Origin of the sequence: Curtobacterium sp. VKM Ac-1393 (genome assembly GCF_015350995.1) — a bacterium.
Taxonomy (GTDB): Bacteria; Actinomycetota; Actinomycetes; order Actinomycetales; family Microbacteriaceae; genus Curtobacterium.
This window is the reverse complement of the sequence record NZ_JADKRW010000003.1, coordinates 97,913-115,126: the sequence shown is the minus strand read 5'-3', so window position 1 is coordinate 115,126 and position 17,214 is coordinate 97,913. Positions and strand designations below refer to the sequence as shown.

Below are 17,214 nucleotides of genomic sequence, written 5' to 3'. Positions count from 1 at the left end.
AGTGGCTGCGGACCGATGCGGCGAGCCGCGGCGGCCCACGGCTCGCCGCGGCGGGCCACGGCGGGTGGATCAGGGACCAGCCGTGGCCCGGGTCAGTGCGATCGGGGGATCAGGAACCGATCGCGGTCTGGGTGAGCGTGAAGGCGAGAGCGCCCACGTTGACCGAGCCGCCCTGACCGGTCGTCGCCGAGGACGGCAGCGCGATCGTGAAGACGACCTTGACGGTCGAGGTCGATGCCGACGGGGACACCACGAAGGTGTTCGCGTTCGCCGTGGACTGCACGACCGCGGCGCTCGAGGACGTCACGGCGAGGGTCTTCTGCGTCGCGGCGAGCAGGGCGGAGTCGCCGGTGATGGACTGGCTCGCGTAGGTCAGGTTCGCCTTGAGGTCCTGGCCGGTCGCGCCGATGTTCAGCGTCTGCGTGAACTGGAACGTGTTGCCCGGCACCATGAGGGCCGTCGCCGGGTTGATGACGTTCGAGCGACCGCCCGTGACGTCGGTCCAGACGCCGTCGTTGTTCGCGCTGAGGGTCAGGGTGCCGGAGCTCACCGCGGACGCGGCGCTCGAGGCGCTGGCGTTCCAGAGGGCGAAGGTGCCGGCCCCGCCGAGGAGGAGGGCGATGCCGGCTGCGCCGGCGATGGTGCCGGTGACGATCTTGTGCATGGGGGAGTGGTCCGTTCTGCGCTTCGGGGCGCGCTGAGCACCACCGGCTCGAGGGTTCGGGTCGTCGAGTGGTGGGACGGTGTCATCGACCTCGCGGGTGAGGGGTCGCGGCTGACTGGTGCCGACAGCGGTCGCCGGGCTCCGGAGCGCAGATCTGCGGCTCGGGCGGGCTGGACTCGCTCTGGTGACGACGCTACCTGTCCCCCGAAGTGCGGACAAGCGAAAACCGGCCGCTGCATGGACCCAGAACGGGGGTGATTTTTGTCCTCGCTGTGGAGGACATATTTGTACCCCGAGTCTGCGCGGAATGTGATGGACGACCGCGCCGTTGCACCGACCGGAAACGAGGAGGGCCCATGGGTATCGTGCGCTGGTTGTTCGACGCGCAGATCGTCATCGGTGACCAGACGGTGCTCTGGCGCGAGGTGATCGGCAACGTCTTCGGACTGCTCAGTGCGCTCGGCGGGATGCGCCGCAAGGTCTGGGCGTGGCCGGTCGGTCTCGTCGGCAACGCGCTCCTGTTCACCGTCTTCATGGGGGCGCTCTTCGACACCCCGAACCCGGTCAACCTGCTCGGTCAGGCCGGTCGGCAGGTGATGTTCATCATCGTGAGCATCTACGGCTGGTACCGCTGGACGCACCGCCCGGCCGACACCTCGGCTGTGGTCGAGCCGCACTGGGCGTCCTGGCGCACCCGCGTGCTGCTGGTCGTCGGCATGGTCGGCGGGACCGCTCTGCTCACCCCGGTGTTCCGCGCGCTCGGGTCGTACGAGCCCGTGTGGAGCGACGCGTGGATCTTCGTCGGATCCGTGCTCGCCACCTACGGCATGGCGAAGGGCTGGGTCGAGTTCTGGCTCATCTGGGTCGCGGTCGACCTGGTCGGTGTGCCGCTGCTGTTCTCAGCCGGGTACTACGCGTCGGGTCTGATGTACGTCGTCTACGGGGTGTTCACCCTCACTGGGTTCTTCGTCTGGATGCGCCAGCGGGTGCGGCCCTCGGCGGTACCCGTCACGGTGGGCTGAGCGACCCGGGGCCGACGACTGAGTCCGCGACGATCCGGGCCGGATGTGACGTCCCTCGGTCTGGGACGCGACAATGGAGTCCTGCTCACGATGGGATGGTCCAATGGAACCCCAGCACGACGAACGCGTCGAGGACGACGAGTCCCTCGCCGAGCGCATCGTCCGGGGGGCCATCCGTGCCTACCGGCTCCACCCGTTCGACGTGGTCGACGCATCGGTCATCGCCGAGGTCGCCGGTCTGTCGCTCGAGACCGTGCAGCGGCTGTTCCCCGCGTGGGAAGCACTGCTCCTGGTGACCTACGACCGCTGGACGCAGCTGCGGGGCACGCGGCGGAAGGCCCCTCCGGCGTGCACGATCGACCACGTCCGACTGACCCTGGCCGAGGATGTCGCGGACCCCGGGCTCGTCCGCGTGCTCGCCGGCGTCATCACCATCGCCAGCTCGGAGTCGGGGTTCGCGGAGCTCTTCCGCAAGCGGTTCGACGAGTACGTCGAGCAACTGGCGAACGGGTTGCAGCGTGACTTCGACTCCGGTGTCGAGGAGTCCGGCATCCCCGCCTACCAGGCCGCCACGCAGCTGCTCGCCGTGTACGAGGGGCTGCAGATCCAGATGCTCGTCCGTCCGCACATCGACGTGCTGGTCGAGTTCGACCGGTCGGTCCGGACGCTCCGACAGGGCTGGAAGCAACACGAACTGCCGTCCTGGGACCTCGACGCCGCCGTCCCCGAGCGCGAAGCGCCCCGACCGCAGCAACGGACACAGCCACAGCAACCCCAGCAGCAACCGCAGCAGAACCACATGTGATTCCGGCAAGCACTTGCCAAATTGGAAAGTGCTTGCGATGATGGTGTCAACCAGAGGGGACACCATGGAACACATCACCGCACGACCCGGCCCGGCTGAAGCTGCCCGACTGCTCGAGCACGCTGACCGGATCACCCGGCGGGCACACGACGCGGTCCGGTGGCCGTACATCACGTTCATCACCGCGCTCGGGGTGGCCACGGCACTCGGCACGCTCGGCATGGGGCTCACCACCGGCGACGCCTTCGCAGCGGTCTACGTCGGGACGCTGGCCGCCTTGTTCGCGCTCCTCGTGTTCTTCATGATCGGGATCCGGGGGCGGTCCGCCTTCGCTCGCAGCCGACGGTGGACCGTGTACATCGCGAGCTGGACCGTGACCTACATCGGCGCGATCGCCGTGGTCGGGTGGGTCCACGGCTCGGTCCTCTGGTCGGGCATCACGTCCGGGCTCATCCTGGTCGTCTCCCTCGCCTGTGCTGCCTGGGAGGCGAGATCGTGACCGCCGTCGCGCAGACGCACCCACGCCACGAGCTCGACGACCTGCTGCTGCACCCGGTGCGGTTCTCGGTCGTCGCGGCGCTCGCCCGGGCTGGCACGCTCGGCTTCCGCGAGGTCCGTGACGCGGTCGAGGTCAGCGACTCGGTGCTGAGCAAGCAGATGTCGTCGCTCGAGGACGCCGGCTACGTGACGGTGGGCAAGGGGTTCGTCGGCAAGACGCCGAGGACCTCGTTGACGCTCACCGCGCGGGGCCGTGCCGTGTGGGCGGCCCACCTCGATGCGCTGCGACGCATCGCCGACGCATCGCCGCCGGACTGAGCCAGCGCGCAGACCCGGCGCGCCGACCCGGCGCGCCGACCCCGGCGCGCAGACCCCGGCGCGCAGACCCCGCGCGTGACCGATCAGCGGGCAGTCGGCCGCCGCCACGACACGATCTGCCGCAACGTCACCTTCGACCCGTACTGCGCGACCGAGTGCCGGAACAGGTACTCGGCGAACCACAGCAGCAGGCCGGCGGCGACGAACACCTCGACGATGCAGACCACCGACTCGACGACGCTCAGCGAGCCGACGGCGTTCCGCACCATGGCGGTGATGGGTGTGAACGTCGGGAAGTACGTGAAGAACGCCGCGACGGGGGACGACGGGGTGGTCATCACGAAGAACGCCGCGTAGACCGGGATGATCAGGGCGAAGATCGCAGCCGACTGCAGCGCCGAGGCGTCCTTGATCGACGGCACCGCGGCACCGACGGCGACGAACAGCCCGGACGCCAGCAGCACGCCGCCGATGAGCAGCAGCGCGCCGACGAGCATCCGCCACGGGTCGATCGTCAGCCCGCCCAGCTGCGAGGCGATCAGCGGCAGCGCCGCGAGCATCCCGATCAACCCCGGCACGACGAACACGCCGACCTGCACGAACCCGACCAGCAGCATCGCGATCACCTTGCCGCGGATCAGGTCTCCGGCGGTGACAGTCGTCAGGATCATCTCGGAGATGCGGTTCTCCTTCTCCTCGACCACGACGGTCACCATGCGCGCGGCGAGCAGGATGACGAGCCCGAAGAAGGCGGCGACGTACAGGAACGGCGGCACGATCGACAGCCAGCCGGGCGCGACCTGCCCGTCGGCGTAGGTCGTCAGGTCGGTGGCCGGTGGGGAGCGCAGGAGCTGGACGGTCTCGGGGTCGTCGACGGTCGCGGCGACGCTCTGCTCGAGCACCCGTTCGGCGAGTGATGAGTACCCGCCGTTCGCGAACAGGCCGCGGTCGGCGGCGTCGACCCGGATCGCGGTGGTGGACGGTGACGCGGGGAACTCGATGAACGCGTCGAGGGCGCCGGAGCGCACGGCGGCGCGGTCCGCGCCCGCGTCGGTGGACGGCGACCCGCCCCACTTCGCCGCGACGGACTCGGACACCAGCCCGGAGTGGTCGACGTAGCGGAACGGGGTCTTCGTGGCCGACGAGCCCGAGACGACCGAGTCGGCGCCGGCCGCCTGTCCGATGCCGACGAGCAGGGACACGATGACGATGACGACCGGCAGCGCGAGCGTGCCGATCCAGAACGCGGGCTTCTTGACCGCGCGGACGAACTCGAACCGGACGACGGTGCCGAGCCTGCTCATGCGGCGACCCCGTCCACCGAAGCCGCTGCGAGCGCGTCATGGCCGTAGACCTGCACGAAGATCTCGTCGAGCGGGATCCGGCGCATCTCGAACGCTGTGACCCGCACGCCCTCGGCGACGAGGGCAGCGAGGATGTCGGCGCCGTCCGGAGCCGCGGCGGACGTGGGCACGAGGTAGGCGACGTGCCCCTCGTGTCGCGCGAGCTCGTAGAGCGGCGAGCGGGGGACCGGTCCGTCGAGGCCGACTCGGGCGACGGCACCGCCGAAGGCATCCTGCACGTCGGGGATCGACCCGTAGGCGGCAGCGGTGCCGTCCTTGAGCAGCAGGATCCGGTCGCAGAGCCGCTCGACCTCGTCCATGTGGTGGGTGACGAGGATGACGGTCGCACCGTCGGCCTTCCGTTCGTCGACCAGGTCGAGCAGCAGCCGTCGGTTGACGGGGTCGAGGCCCTTCGTGGGTTCGTCGAGGATGAGCAGCCGCGGCCGGTCCATGATCGTGATGCCGAGCTGCACCTTCTGCTGCTGCCCGCCGGAGAGCTTGTCGACGCGGAGCTTGGCACGGTCGGCCAGGCCGACGCGGGCGAGGTAGTCCATGCTCCACGCGATGGCCTCGGAGGCGCGCAGACCGCGGAGTCGTCCGAAGTACGACATCACGTCGATGACGGATTCCTTGCGGTACAGGCCGCGTTCCTCGGGCAGGTACCCGATGCCGCCGGTGGCCGGCCGGTAGGGCTGACCGTCGATGGTGAGCCTGCCGGAGGTGGGCGTGGTGATGCCGAGCAGGGCGCGGATCGTCGTGGTCTTGCCGGAGCCGTTGCTGCCGAGCAGGCCGAACGTCTCGCCGGAGGCGATGTCGAACGACAGTCCGTCGACCACGTTCCGGTCCCCGAACCGCATGACGAAGTCCTGCACGCTGATGGTCGCCCCGCTCATGCGGCGACCCTACCGGCAGCGGCTGACGTCTCGGCCGCTGGTCGCGGCCCGAGATGGTGACCCCACGGCGGACGGGAGGCCCGTGGCCTGCCAGCCACGAGCCTCCCGTCCGCCACCTGGTCGCGTCCACGACGCGCACCCTGCGTCAGGAACGCAGCCAGGCCGTCCCCACGCCCGTCAGGGCGCCGTCTGCCACCGGCGCCGAGGCGAGCAGCAGCTCGCCGGCGGGGAGTTCGTAGGGTTCGTCGCCGAACACCGTCACGCTCGTCCAGCCGTTCGGTCGACGGAACGCGAGCACGTCGTCGCGGCCGGTCTCGAGCCACTCCAGGTGTTCCTCGGACTGCAGCTGGCCGCGCAGCCCGAGGGCCTTCCGGTACAGGTGCAGGGTCGAGTCGGGGTCGGCCTCCTCGGCTTCGACGCTCGTGTCCCCGAACCACGCCGGCTGCGGCAGGTGCGCGGTGCCGGAGCCGAAGCCGAACGACGGGCCGGACCGCGTCCACGGGATCGGGACGCGGCAGCCGTCGCGGCCGACGTCGACGCCCGGGTTCCGGAAGAACGCGGGGTCCTGACGGTCGGCGTCGGGGATGTCGCCGACCTCGTGCAGACCGAGCTCCTCGCCCTGGTACAGGTAGGCGGAGCCGGGCAGCGCGAGCTCGAGCAGGGTCGCGGCCTGCGCCCGCCGCAGCCCGAGCGAGCGGTCGAGGGCGTCCTGCGAACCGCCGGCGAGCAGCCACGCACCGCCCTGCTTGTCGGGAGAGCCGTTCCGCGCCGGCAGCGCGTAGCGGGTGGCGTGCCGGACGACGTCGTGGTTCGAGAACACCCACGTGGTCGACGACCCGGACTGCTCGGCCAGGCCGAGGTTGAACTCGATGATCTCCTTGAACGAACCGGCCTCGAAGTCGGCCTCGAGCAGGTCGAAGTTGAACGCCTGGCCCAGACCGTCGGCGCTGGCGTACCGGGCGCGGCGGTCGGCGGCGACCCAGGCCTCGGCGACCGCAGTGCGAGCCGGGGTGTACTCGTTGAACACGGTCCGCCACTCGGCGTAGATCTCGTGCACGTCGTCGCGGTCCCACAGCGGGTGCGAGCCGTCCTTCGGGATCTCGGCGAGCTCCGCCCAGGTCGGCAGGGCGCCGGAGGGCAGGTCCTTCGCGAGCCCGTGGGCGACGTCGATGCGGAAGCCGTCGACGCCGCGGTCCGACCAGAAGCGCAGGGTGTGCAGGAAGTCGTCGCGGACCTCGCGGTTTGCCCAGTTCAGGTCGGGCTGCTCCTTGGCGAAGGAGTGCAGGTACCACTGGCCGTCGCCGACCGCGGTCCACGCCGGGCCGCCGAAGATCGAGATCCAGTCGGCCGGAGCCTGCTCGCCGGACGGCCCGGTGCCGTCGCGGAAGACGTACCGGTCTCGCGCCGGGGAGCCCTTCGGCGCGGAGAGCGCCTCGCGGAACCACTCGTGGCGGTCGCTCGTGTGGTTCGGGACCACGTCGACGATCACCCGGATGCCCGCGGCGTGCAGCGCCTCGACCATCCGGTCGAAGTCGTCGAGGGTGCCGAGCTTCGGGTCGACGTCGCGGTAGTCGTCGACGTCGTAGCCGCCGTCGGCCAGCGCGGACGGGTAGAACGGGCTGAGCCAGACGGCCTCGACACCGAGCGACGCCAGGTACGGCACGCGCTCGGTGATGCCGGGCAGGTCCCCGATGCCGTCGCCGTTCGCGTCCGCGAAGGAGCGCGGGTAGATCTGGTAGACGCTCGCCTGGCGCCACCAGGTCTCGTCGGTGGTGGTGGTGGCGGGCTGGGCGAGGGTGTCGGTCACGACGGGCCTTTCGTGGTTGCTGGTCTGGGCGGTGGTCGGGGCGGCCGGGGCGGCCGGGGCGGCCGGGTCGGCTGTGTCGGCCGGGGCGCTCACTTGATGGCGCCCTGCGTCACACCGGCCATCACCCATCGCTGGGTGACGAGGTAGACGATGATCGCCGGTGCCATGGCCATCAGGTACGAGGCGAACGACACGTTGTAGTTGTTGCTGAACTGCGTCTGGAACATCTGCTGCAGCACCGGCAGGGTCTGCAGCGCCGGGTCCGAGGTGATCAGCGACGGCATCACGAAGTCGTTCCACGACGCCAGGAACGCGAAGATTCCGACGGTGGCGCTCATCGGTGCGAGCAGCGGGAACACGAGTCGCCAGAACACCTGGCCGGTGCTCGCGCCGTCGATGCGGGCGCTCTCCTCGAGCTCGGCGGGGATCGACCGCAGGAACGCGGTGAAGAGCAGCACGCTGAACGACAGCTGGAACATGACGTGCAGGATCGCGACGCCGAACGGGTTGTCCAGGTGGGCGAGCCCGGTGAGCTTCACCTGCGACAGCGCGAGCACCGGGAACGGCAGGAACATCGCGGCCAGCAGGTAGAAGAACGACCAGCGGAACAGTCGGCGGTCCCAGTTCCGGGCGATCGCGAACGCCGTGAACGACGCGAGCAGGATCGTGCCGACGACGGTGATCGCGGCGACGAGCACCGAGACGCCGAACGCCCGCGGGAAGTCGGTGAGCTCCCACGCCTGCACGAATCCGTCGACGCTGAAGGGGGCCGGCAGCGAGAACGCGTTGCCGTCGACCGCCTGGCCGGTCGTCTTGAACGCCATCGTCAGGGTGACGTAGAGCGGCACCAGGATCGAGAGCGCGCAGAGGACGAGGACGACGGTGACGGGCCAGTTCGAGCGGCCGCCCCGTCGGCCGGCGGTCCGGTCGGCGTCGACCGACCGGATGCTGCCCGTCTTCGTCGTCTCCGGACGGAGGGGTGTCTGGATGGTCATCAGAGCGCTGCCTTCCCGCGGGTCGCCCGCAGCTGGATCACGGCGATGACGACCGCGATGACGAAGAAGATCGTGGCGTTGGCCATCTGGTAGGCGTAGTCGCCGCCGTTGAAGCCCTTGAAGATCGACATCGCGACGCTGGTGGTCGAGGTGCCGGGGCCACCGTCGGTCAGGCCGACGATGATGTCGTACGAGTTCAGGAAGTTCTTGAACCCGATCACCAGGTTTATCAGGATGTAGCCGGCCGTCAGGGGCGCGGTGATCGAGATCAGCTGGCGCCAGGCGCTGGCGCCGTCGAGGGCGGCCGCTTCGTAGACCTCACCCGGGATCGACAGCACGCCGGCGATGTAGATGAGGAGCGTCGACGGGATGGCCTGCCACGCGGTGACGATCACGATGGCGACCCACGCCAGGTCGGGGTTCGCCAGGATGCTCTGCTCGAGCGGCCCGAACCCGATGGCACTTGCCAGGGCCGGCAGGCTGTTCGCGAAGAGGAACGAGAACACGTAGGCGATGACGATGCCGGAGATCACCATCGGCAGCACGAACACCGCGCGGAGGGCGATCTTGCCGCGGATCTTCGAGGTCAGGGCGATGGCGAGCAGGAACGCGACCGCGTTGACGACGATCACGGTGACGAGCGAGAACCCGAGCGTGAACAGGTACGCCTGCAGGATCGCCGGATCGGAGAACACCGCGACGTAGTTCGTGAGCCCGATGAACCGGAACTCGCCGAACCCGACGGAGTTCGTGAAGCTGAGCACGATGCCCATCACGGCCGGCAACGTGATCGCGAGCGTGAAGAGCAGCAGGGTGGGGAGCAGGAACCCCAGGAAGATCGGTTCGATCCGCTTTCGCTTGTGGGGGACGGCCGGGAGGCCCGGGGCGGCTCCGCCACGTCGGCGGCGGTCCGCCGTCGTGATGGATTCAGTGGTCGTGGTTGCCATGGGACGTCTCCTTACGCTGCCGTGCGGAGCGCGAGACGCGCCCAGTCGGCGTCGAGGGTGCGGAGCTGGCGCTGCGGGTCGCCGCCGAAGGCGATCGACTGCGCGTAGTTCGCGACCGGGATCTCGGCGGGGATGAGCTGCGAGGCGCCGAGGTAGAAGGCTGCGTCGTCGTAGTACGACTGCATGCCGGCCAGCGCCGGGTTCGACGCGGGGGGAGCGTCCTTCCGCACGCCGAAGCCGTTGTTGTCGGCGTTGTACCGGTCGTTGACCTTCGACTGCGTCAGGTACGTCAGGAACTCGCGGGCGGCCTCCTGCTTGCGGGACGCCTCCGGGATCCAGAGCGCCAGATCGACGTTCACCCGGACCTTGTTGTCCGCCGCGTCGTCGGTGACGGGCAGCGGGAAGGTGCCGAGGTCCATGTCCTTGTTCGTCTTCGCGATCTCGCCGAGCGCCCACGGCCCCTGCAGGTACATCGCGGCCTTGCCCTGTGCGAAGGCGAGGTTGCCGTCGCCGTACCCGCGGCTGGCGGCACCGTCCTGGTGCCAGGCGCGCAGCAGGGTCATGCGCTCCATCGGCGTCCGGAAGTCCTTCTCGAACGACACGGACGAGTCCTTGCCGACCTTCGTGCCCTCGTCGCGGAGCGCCGAGAACGTCTTCGGGGTGTCGATCGCGCCGCCGACCGTGTAGTCGAACATGCCCTGCGCGATCGTCCAGTTGTCCTTGAACGTGCCGTAGATCGGGGCGATCTCGGCTTTCTGCAGCCGCTCGCACAGGTCGGCGAACTCGCTCCACGTGGTCGGGACCTCGAGGCCCTGGTCGGCGAACAGCGCCTTGTTGTAGATCACCGAGGCGGCGGTCACCGAGTACGGCAGGGCGCTCTTGCGTCCCGGGTAGTCGGCGGTCTGCTCCATGAGCGGCCACAGGTCGGGGTTGATCGTGTCGGCCTGCGGCAGATCGGACAGGTCCGTCAGCGCACCGTGTTCGACGAACGGCACGACCGAGAAGTTGTAGTTCCAGCAGCCGAGGTCCGGTGGGCGGTTCCGGACGAAGTTCGCGGACATGCTCGAGGTCGAGTCGCGGACGACCCGCACCTTCGACTGGCTGTCGTGGAACCGCGCGATGACGTCGTCGAAGTACCCGATGACCTCGGGCTTCGAGACGTAGAACGTGATGGTCTCCGGCTTGGCGCTCGAGGACCCGATCGGGGCGCACCCGGCGAGCGCGAGCCCGCCTGCGATGCCGCCGGCTCCGAGCAGGAACGAGCGTCGGCTCACCGATGCCGCAGTCCTGGTCGTGGCGTGTGGTTGCACGTCGTCTCCGTCCGTCCGGACCCGGCAGCCCTGCCGTTCCGTCCCGCGATCGGCTCCGATGCCGTCCGCGTGACTAAATCTAGCGACAAAATCTAATTACGCAAGGAACTCGTTGCGCGGTAGGGTCACGACATGCCGCCGCACCGTCGAACGAGCGCCGAGACCCTGCTCGCGCACGCCTTCGACGCCGGCGCCTTCACCGCGACCGAGGCCATCGACGCCACCGGCCTGACCCGCTCGACCGTGCTGGCCGCGTGCGAGGAACTCGTCCGGCTCGGCTGGCTCCACGAGCTCGACGACGCCCGCGCCGCCGGGGAGTACCGGATCGGTCGCCCCGCCCGCCGCTACGAGCTCGACACCTCCGCCGGCGTCGTCGTCGGGGTGGACGCCGGGCAGCACCGGGTCACCGCCTTCGTCGCGGACCTGCGCGGGACCGTCCTCGGTCGGTCCGAGGGCGCGCTGGGGGAGTCCGGGCTCGAGGTGCCCGTCCGGCTCTCGGTCCTCGCGGACACCGTCGCCGCAGCGCTCGCCGAGGCCGGTGTCGACCGATCTCGTGTCCTGGTCACCGTCGTCGGCATCCCCGCTCCCGTCGACGCGGGTGGTGTGTCGCCGGGTGACGGTGGCTTCTGGGACCGGATGAACCCGGGCTTCGCCGACACCGTCCCGCACGGCCGCGTGGTGGTCGAGAACGACGCCAACCTCGCCGCGCTCGCCGAGCGGCCGTCGTCGGGGGATGCCTCGTTCGCGGCGCTGCTCTCCGGCGAGCGGTTCGGCAGCGGGCTCGTCGTCGACGGTGTGCTGCTCCGTGGTGCGCACGGCGGCGCGGGGGAGATGCGCGTGCTCGACATCGTCGACGGGGTCGGGTCGTCGGACGGGATCGGTGCGACGGCGCGGACGCTGGTCGCCGAGGCCGTCGCCGCGGGCGAGGTCCGGCCGGGCAGCCCGCTGGCAGTGGACGCCGGCGCCTCTGCCGTGTTCCGCGCGGCGCGGGACGGCGACACTGTGGCGCTGACGATCGTCGACCGCCTCGGCGACCGACTGGCCCGCGTCTGCGTCCTGCTCGCCAGCCTGCTCGACATCGACCGCGTGGTGGTTGCGGGTGCGATCGCGCAGCCCGCCGTCGCCGTCATCGACCGGGCCCGCGCGCTGCTCGACGGCTGGCACTTCGACCCCGTGCCCGAGCTCGTGGCGTCCACGCTCGGTGCGGACGTCGTCGTCATCGGCGCCGTTGCCCACGCGGTGGACGCGGTCCGTGCCGACCCGCTGTCGTTCCCGCTGGTCACCCCAGGGGGAACTCGCGATCCCGGTCCCACGGCTCCGTCCACCCGAGCCGGTCGAACAGTGCATCCAGCAGCATCGCGGTGAAGCCCCAGAGCAGGTGGTCGCCGGTCGGGGTGGTCACCATGAAGCCCGGCCCCCGCCACTCCTGACCACCTCGGCGCAGCACCGTGACCCCGCGGTTCGCCGGGTCGAGCAGGTCAGCGACGGGCACGCGGAACACCGCGGCGGATTCGGCCTCGTCGACGACCCGGATCGGGGACGGTTCCCGCCACCACGCGAGCACCGGGCGCACCAGGTGGTTCGAGAACGCGAGCGGGACGGCCGGCAGTGTGCCGAGGACCTCGACGCCGGTGGGGTCGAGCCCGGTCTCCTCGTGGGCTTCGCGAAGGGCAGCGGCGACCGCGTCGGCGTCGCCCGGATCGATCCGCCCGCCGGGGAACGCGACCTCGCCCGGGTGCGCGCGCAGGGTCGTGGCACGGGCGAGCAGCAGCACGTCGAGGTCGCGCGGGACGTCTGCGGCGGCTGCGGGCCGATCACTCGGTGTGCGGTCGAGCGCCCCGAAGAGCATCAGGACGGCGGCGTGCCGTGGCGAGGTCGTGCTGCCGGGTTCGACGAGCGGCTCGGCGTCGCCCCACCCGGTCGCCGCGACCCTCGCCAGTGCCGCCCGCGCGTGCCCGTCGTCCATCACCCGCCCACCCTAGGCGCGCCGCACCGAGTGAGCAGAAGACGTCGGGTACCCGCGCGGGACCCGACGTCTTCTGCTCACTCGATGGATGGCTGGGCACTCAGGCGCCTCTCGGACGCCGTGGGCATCGTGGAAGAACCGAGAACCGCTCGAAGTCTTGACGAGGAGACCCCGTGGACCGCTTCCGACGACTGCCGCTGCCGGCACTGCTGCCGATCGTGTTCGTCCTGGTCGGCGGACTGTACTTCGCCATCGGCCTGGCCTCGAACCCCGACGGCGGCGAACTGGCCGGTCGCGCGATCTCATCGCTGATCTACGCCATCCTGCTGACGGTGTTCTTCGGCTTCCTCATCGCCTACCGTCGGCGCCGAGCCGGCGGGACGGAGACCGCGGCCGCCATCCAACGCGCAGTCCGCACCGGCGAGCTGCCCGGCGACGTCGACCACGTCGTGTGGACCCGCGAGCTCGAGTCGACCCGCAAGCGGTACCGGAACAACCGGGTCATCGTGCCGATCATGGTCGTCGTCTTCGCGGCCTTCTCGGTCTGGGCGGCCCTGACGGTCAGTCCGTTCTGGTGGGCGATCCTGGTCCTGTTCGTGGGGATGTGTGCGTACTCCGTCTGGGAGACCCGACGGGCCCTGCGGAACATCGACCACCTGCTGACCGCCCTGCGCGGAACCTGGACCGTGCCGCAGTCAAGCGGCACGTGACCCACCCTCGAGACGTGCCCCTGTTCATCCGCTACCAAAGCGCGGCCAACGGCATCCGGCACAACGGCCTGTGATGTGCGACGGGTACCTCGACCTCCTCGACCGGTACCGCATCCCCTGGGTCGAGCTCCGCACCACCTCACCGGGGCACATCACGTACGAGGACGAAGTGCAGATCGTCGCGACCCCGATGGACCAGTCCCACGACTGGCCGTTCAGACAGTTCCAGTAGCGGATCTACCCCCGGGGCTGTGGACATGTTGCGTAGGCTCTGTCGTCGTGCGCCGCAGGGTCAGTCTTCTCGTTGTCTTCGTCGTCACCTTCGCGATGCTCGGTGGAGGTACGGTCATCGTGCTGTCTGGTCGGCAAGTGGGTGCTGACCCCGGTGCTGACGTCGCATGGGTCCGGCTTCTGACCGGGGTCGGCATGGTCACCTGGGGTGTTCTGTTCGCGCGGTTCGATGCGCAGACGCGGGCTGTGGCAACGGAACGCCCCGACGAGGAGTCCCAGACGGACGCGGCTGAACACGACGACACTCCGCGACCGATGAAGGTCGTGTTGTGGGTCATCGTCGGGGCCGGCACGTACTCGGTGCTGCGTGGCTGGACAGCGAGCGTGCCGTTCGCCGCTGCGGGTGCGGTGATCACGCTCGGCCTGCCGCTGCTGAACCGCCTCCTTGATGGAGTGATCGAGCGGCAGGAGGCGCGAGGAGACGGCGGACCCGCGAGCGGACCAGCAGGTGACTGAGCCACGACCAGAGATGCCGCCAGCTCGAGAGGAGACCGCGATGGATGAAGTGCTCTTGTACGACCTCTGCAGTCGCGCTCGCCTCGTTCAGGTCCGGTTCGTCTCGACCGAAGCAGGTCTCCGTGGGCTCACCGACTTCATCGGTCGTGCTGCTCGCTGCTCGGAGAGCCATTCGCATGCGCGTCTGCTGCAGCTGATCCAGGCTGCGCCGCGGCCAGTCGGCGTCCGCTACGGCTTCCGTCGGCTCGAAGCCGTCAGTGCGAGTCGGACCGTAGCCCCGGACACGTTCACCGACGCCGAACGTGGTGAGTACGAGGCTGCGCAGAGCGCACTCCTGAAGAGCGTCGGCAGTGACTCCGGGGAACCGGCGCCCGGAGCGGGAGGAGTGGTGCGGAACGTGCTCGAGCAGTTCATCCTCCGCTGGTTCTGAGGGAGATCTCGAACCAGAGGCGATCCTGTTCGGGGATCGTCAACCGGACGGTTCGCACTCCGCTGTCGCAGTGCTCACGGTGACGGGGTGAGCATTCCACTGCACCGCGGGTTCTGGCATTGTCGAGCCGTGCGCCCGTCGACGATCCTCCTCGCCGCCATCACCGTCGTCTTCGGCGTCGCGACGATCGTCCTCGCGGTCGTGATCGGCACCGACGAGGGACGAGCCCTGTCCACCGAGCTCCGTCTCGGCATCCTCATCACGTTCGGGTTCGGCGTCGCCTGCGTCACCACCGAGGTCAACCACCGCCGGCGGGCGCGCCTACAGCAGAAGGCCGAGACCCATCCCGGTACCGCGTTCGTCACCGCGCACGCGACAGAATCGACGGCCGCCGACCTCGCGGCTTGGAGCCCGAGGCTGCGCGTCTGGTTCCCGTGCGACCTCGGTTTCGACCGGACGGGCATCACGAGCTGGTCGACGCGCAACGACGAGCAGGGGACACCGATCGCCCTCCGTTCGGAGGTGCTCGGCTTCGACGTGTTCAGCGAGCCCACGCCGCGCGGTGTCGCGTATCGGTGGGGGATTGTCGTCCTCCTCGCATCCAGAACATCGGGGCCCGGAGCAGTCCACCTGTGGGTGGCCGACGACCAGCCGGCGCAGGACGAGTACGCGATGCGCCGGACGATCAGGCGGATCGAGTCCGCGCTCGGCACGGGCCGCTGACCGAGCCCGGAGTGATGCAGCCATCCGGGAAGGGCGTTCCGGCGGGAGGCTTCGGTCGTTTGGCGCGGGTGCGATTCCATCCGGCACTCGTGCAATGAGAGTGGTCGGCGCTGGCGTCGACCCGTCGGGTTCACGACTGGTCGCGCTTCGCCGATCGTCGAGCGAAGCGCCACAGCATCACGCCCACGACGAGCAGCAGGATCCCGTAGAGCGCGTTCAGCAGGATGAGCGCGACGTCAGAGTCCGCTCGCACAATCCGTACGATCGAGGTCACGACGAAGACCGCGCCGCCCAGCAGTGCGAGCGTCCCGAGCACCTTCGCACTGACGACGTCCATCGCCCGAACGTACCGCGTCACCGCCACCGAGTGAGCAGAAGACGTCGACTCCTTGACAGAAACCCGACGTCTTCTGCTCACTCGGCGGGCCCGCGGTGCGGCTGCCGCCCCATAAGATCCACAGGTGACCGAACTCTCTGCCGGCCGACGCTTCGGCACCACCACGGGCGACTTCGCGCTCCTGATGACCGTGACCATCCTGGCTGGGGTCCTGTTGCCTGCCGGTGGGCTGCTCGCCGCGTTCGGTTTCCTGTTGACGGGCGTCCGAGCGGACCGACGTCGCACCCGCGCGCTGTTCATCGTGGCGGTGTCGCTCCTCGTCCTGCAGGTGCTGTTCGTCAGCTTCGCGGTCTGGGGCCCGACCGAGCTGTGTGCGTCGTTCGGCAACGGGCCGACGACCTGCACGGGCTGACGATCCCGAACTCCCCGCTGGGCACGTCCACCCAGTGAGCAGAAGACGTCGGGGTACCGGTGGGAACCCGACGTCTTCTGCTCACTCGGCGGTGGCGGCCGCGCGCTCGCTCACTCGGTCGTGGAGACCCAGTCGATGAGCAGGTTGCCCTTGGCGCCCCAGTTGCCGACCTGGAACATGAAGCGGTGCGGCGTGGTGGGCACGTCGTGGGTGACGGTGTCGAGGACCTCGCCGTCGACGCTGTACGTGACCGACTCTCCGGGCACCCAGTCCACCGTGTAGGTGTGCCAGTCGCGCCACGAGACACCGGTGCCGATCTGGACGCGGTCGGCTTCCTTGCCCGGGGTCATCGAGTGGTGGAACGCCGAGGGGCTGTCCTCGAAGTTGCCCTCGGGGAAGTCGATCTCGCCGTCGGACCAGGTGCCCGACGTGGGCCAGAGCATGAACGCCGCACCGTTGCCGTCGCCACCGGTGGCCTTGGCGCGGACGGAGAACGAGCCGCCGACGTGGTCCCAGGCTCCGGCGGAGGAGCCGAACGTGCCGGCTGCTCCCGCTCCGGTGCCGAGGGCGACGTCCATGACGCCGTCGTGCACCGACACGGTCTTGCTCGGCGCGTAGATGCCCGAGGTGCCGTCGGGGTAGGGCTGCCATGCCTGCGGGTAGAGCGACGCGACGAGCCCGGTGACGGCGTCCGTCGCGAAGTCCTCGACGAACGACGCGGACGGCGCGACAGCAGCGTCGTCGGCCTGCGGCTCGGCGGCGGTCTCGCGCTCCGCATCGGCCTCGGCATCGGTCGCGGGCTCGGCGTCGGCCGCGGGGTCGGCGGCTTCGGGCTCGGCCGCCGGTGTGGTGTCCTCGATCGGCGCGGCATCGGCGGTGGGAGCGGGTGTCGGCGTCGCATCCGACTCATCGTCGTCCGAGGGAGCCGGGGTCGCGGTGTCGGAAGGGGTGGGCGTCACCGGGGCGTGCTGCCCGTGGCGGTGTCCGCCCCAGCCCCACCAGCTGTCGGCGGAAGCGGAAGCGGAGGCGGCTGTCGGGACTCCGAGTGCCAGGCAACCGGCGGTCGCTGCCGCCAGGATCGCGCGACGGCGGCTCATCGGGTCGGCCGTTCGATGGCGGAGAGGGTGGGCGTGGTGGTCGCGGGGGTCGTGCCGCGCATGGGCGTGCACGTGCTTCGGGTCGAGATGTCGGGCTCCTCGTGGTGCTCGGGCGCAGGATGCGGGGAGGGGACGGGCGCGCCAGGGGGCAGGATGCCGAGGGGTTCGGTGACGCGTCCACGGACATCTT

The 17,214-nt window shown here is 70.0% G+C and carries 21 protein-coding genes; 11 read left to right on the top strand and 10 right to left on the bottom strand.

Going from position 1 to position 17,214, the window contains the following annotated elements; all coding sequences use genetic code 11:
• Positions 1-109 precede the first annotated feature (109 nt).
• Positions 110-664: an alternate-type signal peptide domain-containing protein gene (locus ITJ59_RS07675; protein WP_194650522.1), complete on the bottom strand. Its 555-nt coding sequence runs from the start codon at positions 662-664 to the stop codon at positions 110-112.
• Positions 665-1,020: 356 nt separating this feature from the next.
• Here ITJ59_RS07675 and pnuC point away from each other — a divergent pair, with 356 nt between their 5' ends.
• From pnuC to ITJ59_RS07655, 4 genes are all read left to right on the top strand, one after another.
• Positions 1,021-1,686, top strand: a complete 666-nt coding sequence (gene pnuC, locus ITJ59_RS07670) for a nicotinamide riboside transporter PnuC (protein WP_194650521.1) — start codon at positions 1,021-1,023, stop codon at positions 1,684-1,686.
• 103 nt (positions 1,687-1,789) lie between these two features.
• Positions 1,790-2,491, top strand: a complete 702-nt coding sequence (locus ITJ59_RS07665; protein WP_194650520.1) for a TetR/AcrR family transcriptional regulator — start codon at positions 1,790-1,792, stop codon at positions 2,489-2,491.
• A gap of 64 nt (positions 2,492-2,555) precedes the next feature.
• On the top strand, positions 2,556-2,990 hold the full coding sequence (locus ITJ59_RS07660; RefSeq protein ID WP_194650519.1) for a chemotaxis protein CheY: 435 nt from the start codon (positions 2,556-2,558) through the stop codon (positions 2,988-2,990).
• A complete protein-coding gene (locus tag ITJ59_RS07655) occupies positions 2,987-3,307 on the top strand; it encodes a winged helix-turn-helix domain-containing protein (protein ID WP_194650518.1) in 321 nt (106 codons plus the stop codon). The genes ITJ59_RS07660 and ITJ59_RS07655 overlap by 4 nt, the downstream gene beginning before the upstream one ends.
• An 83-nt stretch (positions 3,308-3,390) precedes the next feature.
• On the opposite strand, the gene ITJ59_RS07650 is transcribed toward ITJ59_RS07655, so the two are convergent.
• From ITJ59_RS07650 to ITJ59_RS07625, 6 genes are all read right to left on the bottom strand, one after another.
• Entirely contained in the window at positions 3,391-4,611 is a 1,221-nt protein-coding gene (locus ITJ59_RS07650) for an ABC transporter permease (RefSeq protein WP_194650517.1), read from the bottom strand.
• A complete protein-coding gene (locus ITJ59_RS07645; RefSeq protein WP_194650516.1) occupies positions 4,608-5,543 on the bottom strand; it encodes an ABC transporter ATP-binding protein in 936 nt (311 codons plus the stop codon). The genes ITJ59_RS07650 and ITJ59_RS07645 overlap by 4 nt, the downstream gene beginning before the upstream one ends.
• A 145-nt stretch (positions 5,544-5,688) precedes the next feature.
• On the bottom strand, positions 5,689-7,350 hold the full coding sequence (locus ITJ59_RS07640; RefSeq protein ID WP_194650515.1) for a glycoside hydrolase family 13 protein: 1,662 nt from the start codon (positions 7,348-7,350) through the stop codon (positions 5,689-5,691).
• Between the two features lie 89 nt (positions 7,351-7,439).
• Positions 7,440-8,345, bottom strand: coding sequence for a carbohydrate ABC transporter permease (locus ITJ59_RS07635; protein WP_194650514.1), 906 nt, complete (start codon positions 8,343-8,345; stop codon positions 7,440-7,442).
• The gene (locus ITJ59_RS07630; protein WP_194650513.1) at positions 8,345-9,292 is read right to left on the bottom strand and encodes a carbohydrate ABC transporter permease; all 948 of its coding nucleotides are present in this window, start codon (positions 9,290-9,292) and stop codon (positions 8,345-8,347) included. Before ITJ59_RS07630 ends, ITJ59_RS07635 begins: the two co-directional genes overlap by 1 nt.
• A gap of 11 nt (positions 9,293-9,303) precedes the next feature.
• A complete protein-coding gene (locus ITJ59_RS07625; RefSeq protein ID WP_323749445.1) occupies positions 9,304-10,566 on the bottom strand; it encodes an ABC transporter substrate-binding protein in 1,263 nt (420 codons plus the stop codon).
• A 168-nt stretch (positions 10,567-10,734) separates the two neighbouring features.
• Between ITJ59_RS07625 and ITJ59_RS07620 the strand changes: the two genes are divergently transcribed.
• Complete coding sequence (locus ITJ59_RS07620; RefSeq protein ID WP_194650511.1) at positions 10,735-11,967, top strand: ROK family protein; 1,233 nt, start codon at positions 10,735-10,737, stop codon at positions 11,965-11,967.
• Here ITJ59_RS07620 and ITJ59_RS07615 read toward each other — a convergent pair.
• Positions 11,882-12,568 (bottom strand): NUDIX hydrolase, encoded by a 687-nt coding sequence (locus ITJ59_RS07615; protein ID WP_194650510.1) that lies wholly within the window; start codon positions 12,566-12,568, stop codon positions 11,882-11,884. The two genes, ITJ59_RS07620 and ITJ59_RS07615, sit on opposite strands and share 86 nt — an antisense overlap.
• A gap of 173 nt (positions 12,569-12,741) precedes the next feature.
• Here ITJ59_RS07615 and ITJ59_RS07610 point away from each other — a divergent pair, with 173 nt between their 5' ends.
• The 5 genes from ITJ59_RS07610 to ITJ59_RS07590 all read left to right on the top strand — a co-directional run bounded on the left by ITJ59_RS07610 (position 12,742) and on the right by ITJ59_RS07590 (position 15,178).
• On the top strand, positions 12,742-13,278 hold the full coding sequence (locus ITJ59_RS07610) for a hypothetical protein (protein ID WP_194650509.1): 537 nt from the start codon (positions 12,742-12,744) through the stop codon (positions 13,276-13,278).
• A gap of 73 nt (positions 13,279-13,351) precedes the next feature.
• Positions 13,352-13,510 (top strand): hypothetical protein, encoded by a 159-nt coding sequence (locus tag ITJ59_RS07605; RefSeq protein WP_194650508.1) that lies wholly within the window; start codon positions 13,352-13,354, stop codon positions 13,508-13,510.
• A gap of 47 nt (positions 13,511-13,557) precedes the next feature.
• Positions 13,558-14,025 (top strand): hypothetical protein, encoded by a 468-nt coding sequence (locus tag ITJ59_RS07600; protein ID WP_194650507.1) that lies wholly within the window; start codon positions 13,558-13,560, stop codon positions 14,023-14,025.
• 40 nt (positions 14,026-14,065) lie between these two features.
• Positions 14,066-14,455 (top strand): hypothetical protein, encoded by a 390-nt coding sequence (locus ITJ59_RS07595; RefSeq protein ID WP_194650506.1) that lies wholly within the window; start codon positions 14,066-14,068, stop codon positions 14,453-14,455.
• Between the two features lie 129 nt (positions 14,456-14,584).
• Positions 14,585-15,178: a hypothetical protein gene (locus ITJ59_RS07590; protein ID WP_194650505.1), complete on the top strand. Its 594-nt coding sequence runs from the start codon at positions 14,585-14,587 to the stop codon at positions 15,176-15,178.
• Between the two features lie 130 nt (positions 15,179-15,308).
• On the opposite strand, the gene ITJ59_RS07585 is transcribed toward ITJ59_RS07590, so the two are convergent.
• The gene (locus ITJ59_RS07585) at positions 15,309-15,515 is read right to left on the bottom strand and encodes a hypothetical protein (protein ID WP_194650504.1); all 207 of its coding nucleotides are present in this window, start codon (positions 15,513-15,515) and stop codon (positions 15,309-15,311) included.
• 124 nt (positions 15,516-15,639) lie between these two features.
• Between ITJ59_RS07585 and ITJ59_RS07580 the strand changes: the two genes are divergently transcribed.
• Positions 15,640-15,927, top strand: a complete 288-nt coding sequence (locus tag ITJ59_RS07580; protein WP_194650503.1) for a hypothetical protein — start codon at positions 15,640-15,642, stop codon at positions 15,925-15,927.
• A gap of 110 nt (positions 15,928-16,037) precedes the next feature.
• Here ITJ59_RS07580 and ITJ59_RS19070 read toward each other — a convergent pair whose 3' ends face one another.
• The gene (locus ITJ59_RS19070; protein ID WP_228511246.1) at positions 16,038-17,024 is read right to left on the bottom strand and encodes a family 16 glycosylhydrolase; all 987 of its coding nucleotides are present in this window, start codon (positions 17,022-17,024) and stop codon (positions 16,038-16,040) included.
• Between the last annotated feature and the right edge of the window lie 190 nt (positions 17,025-17,214).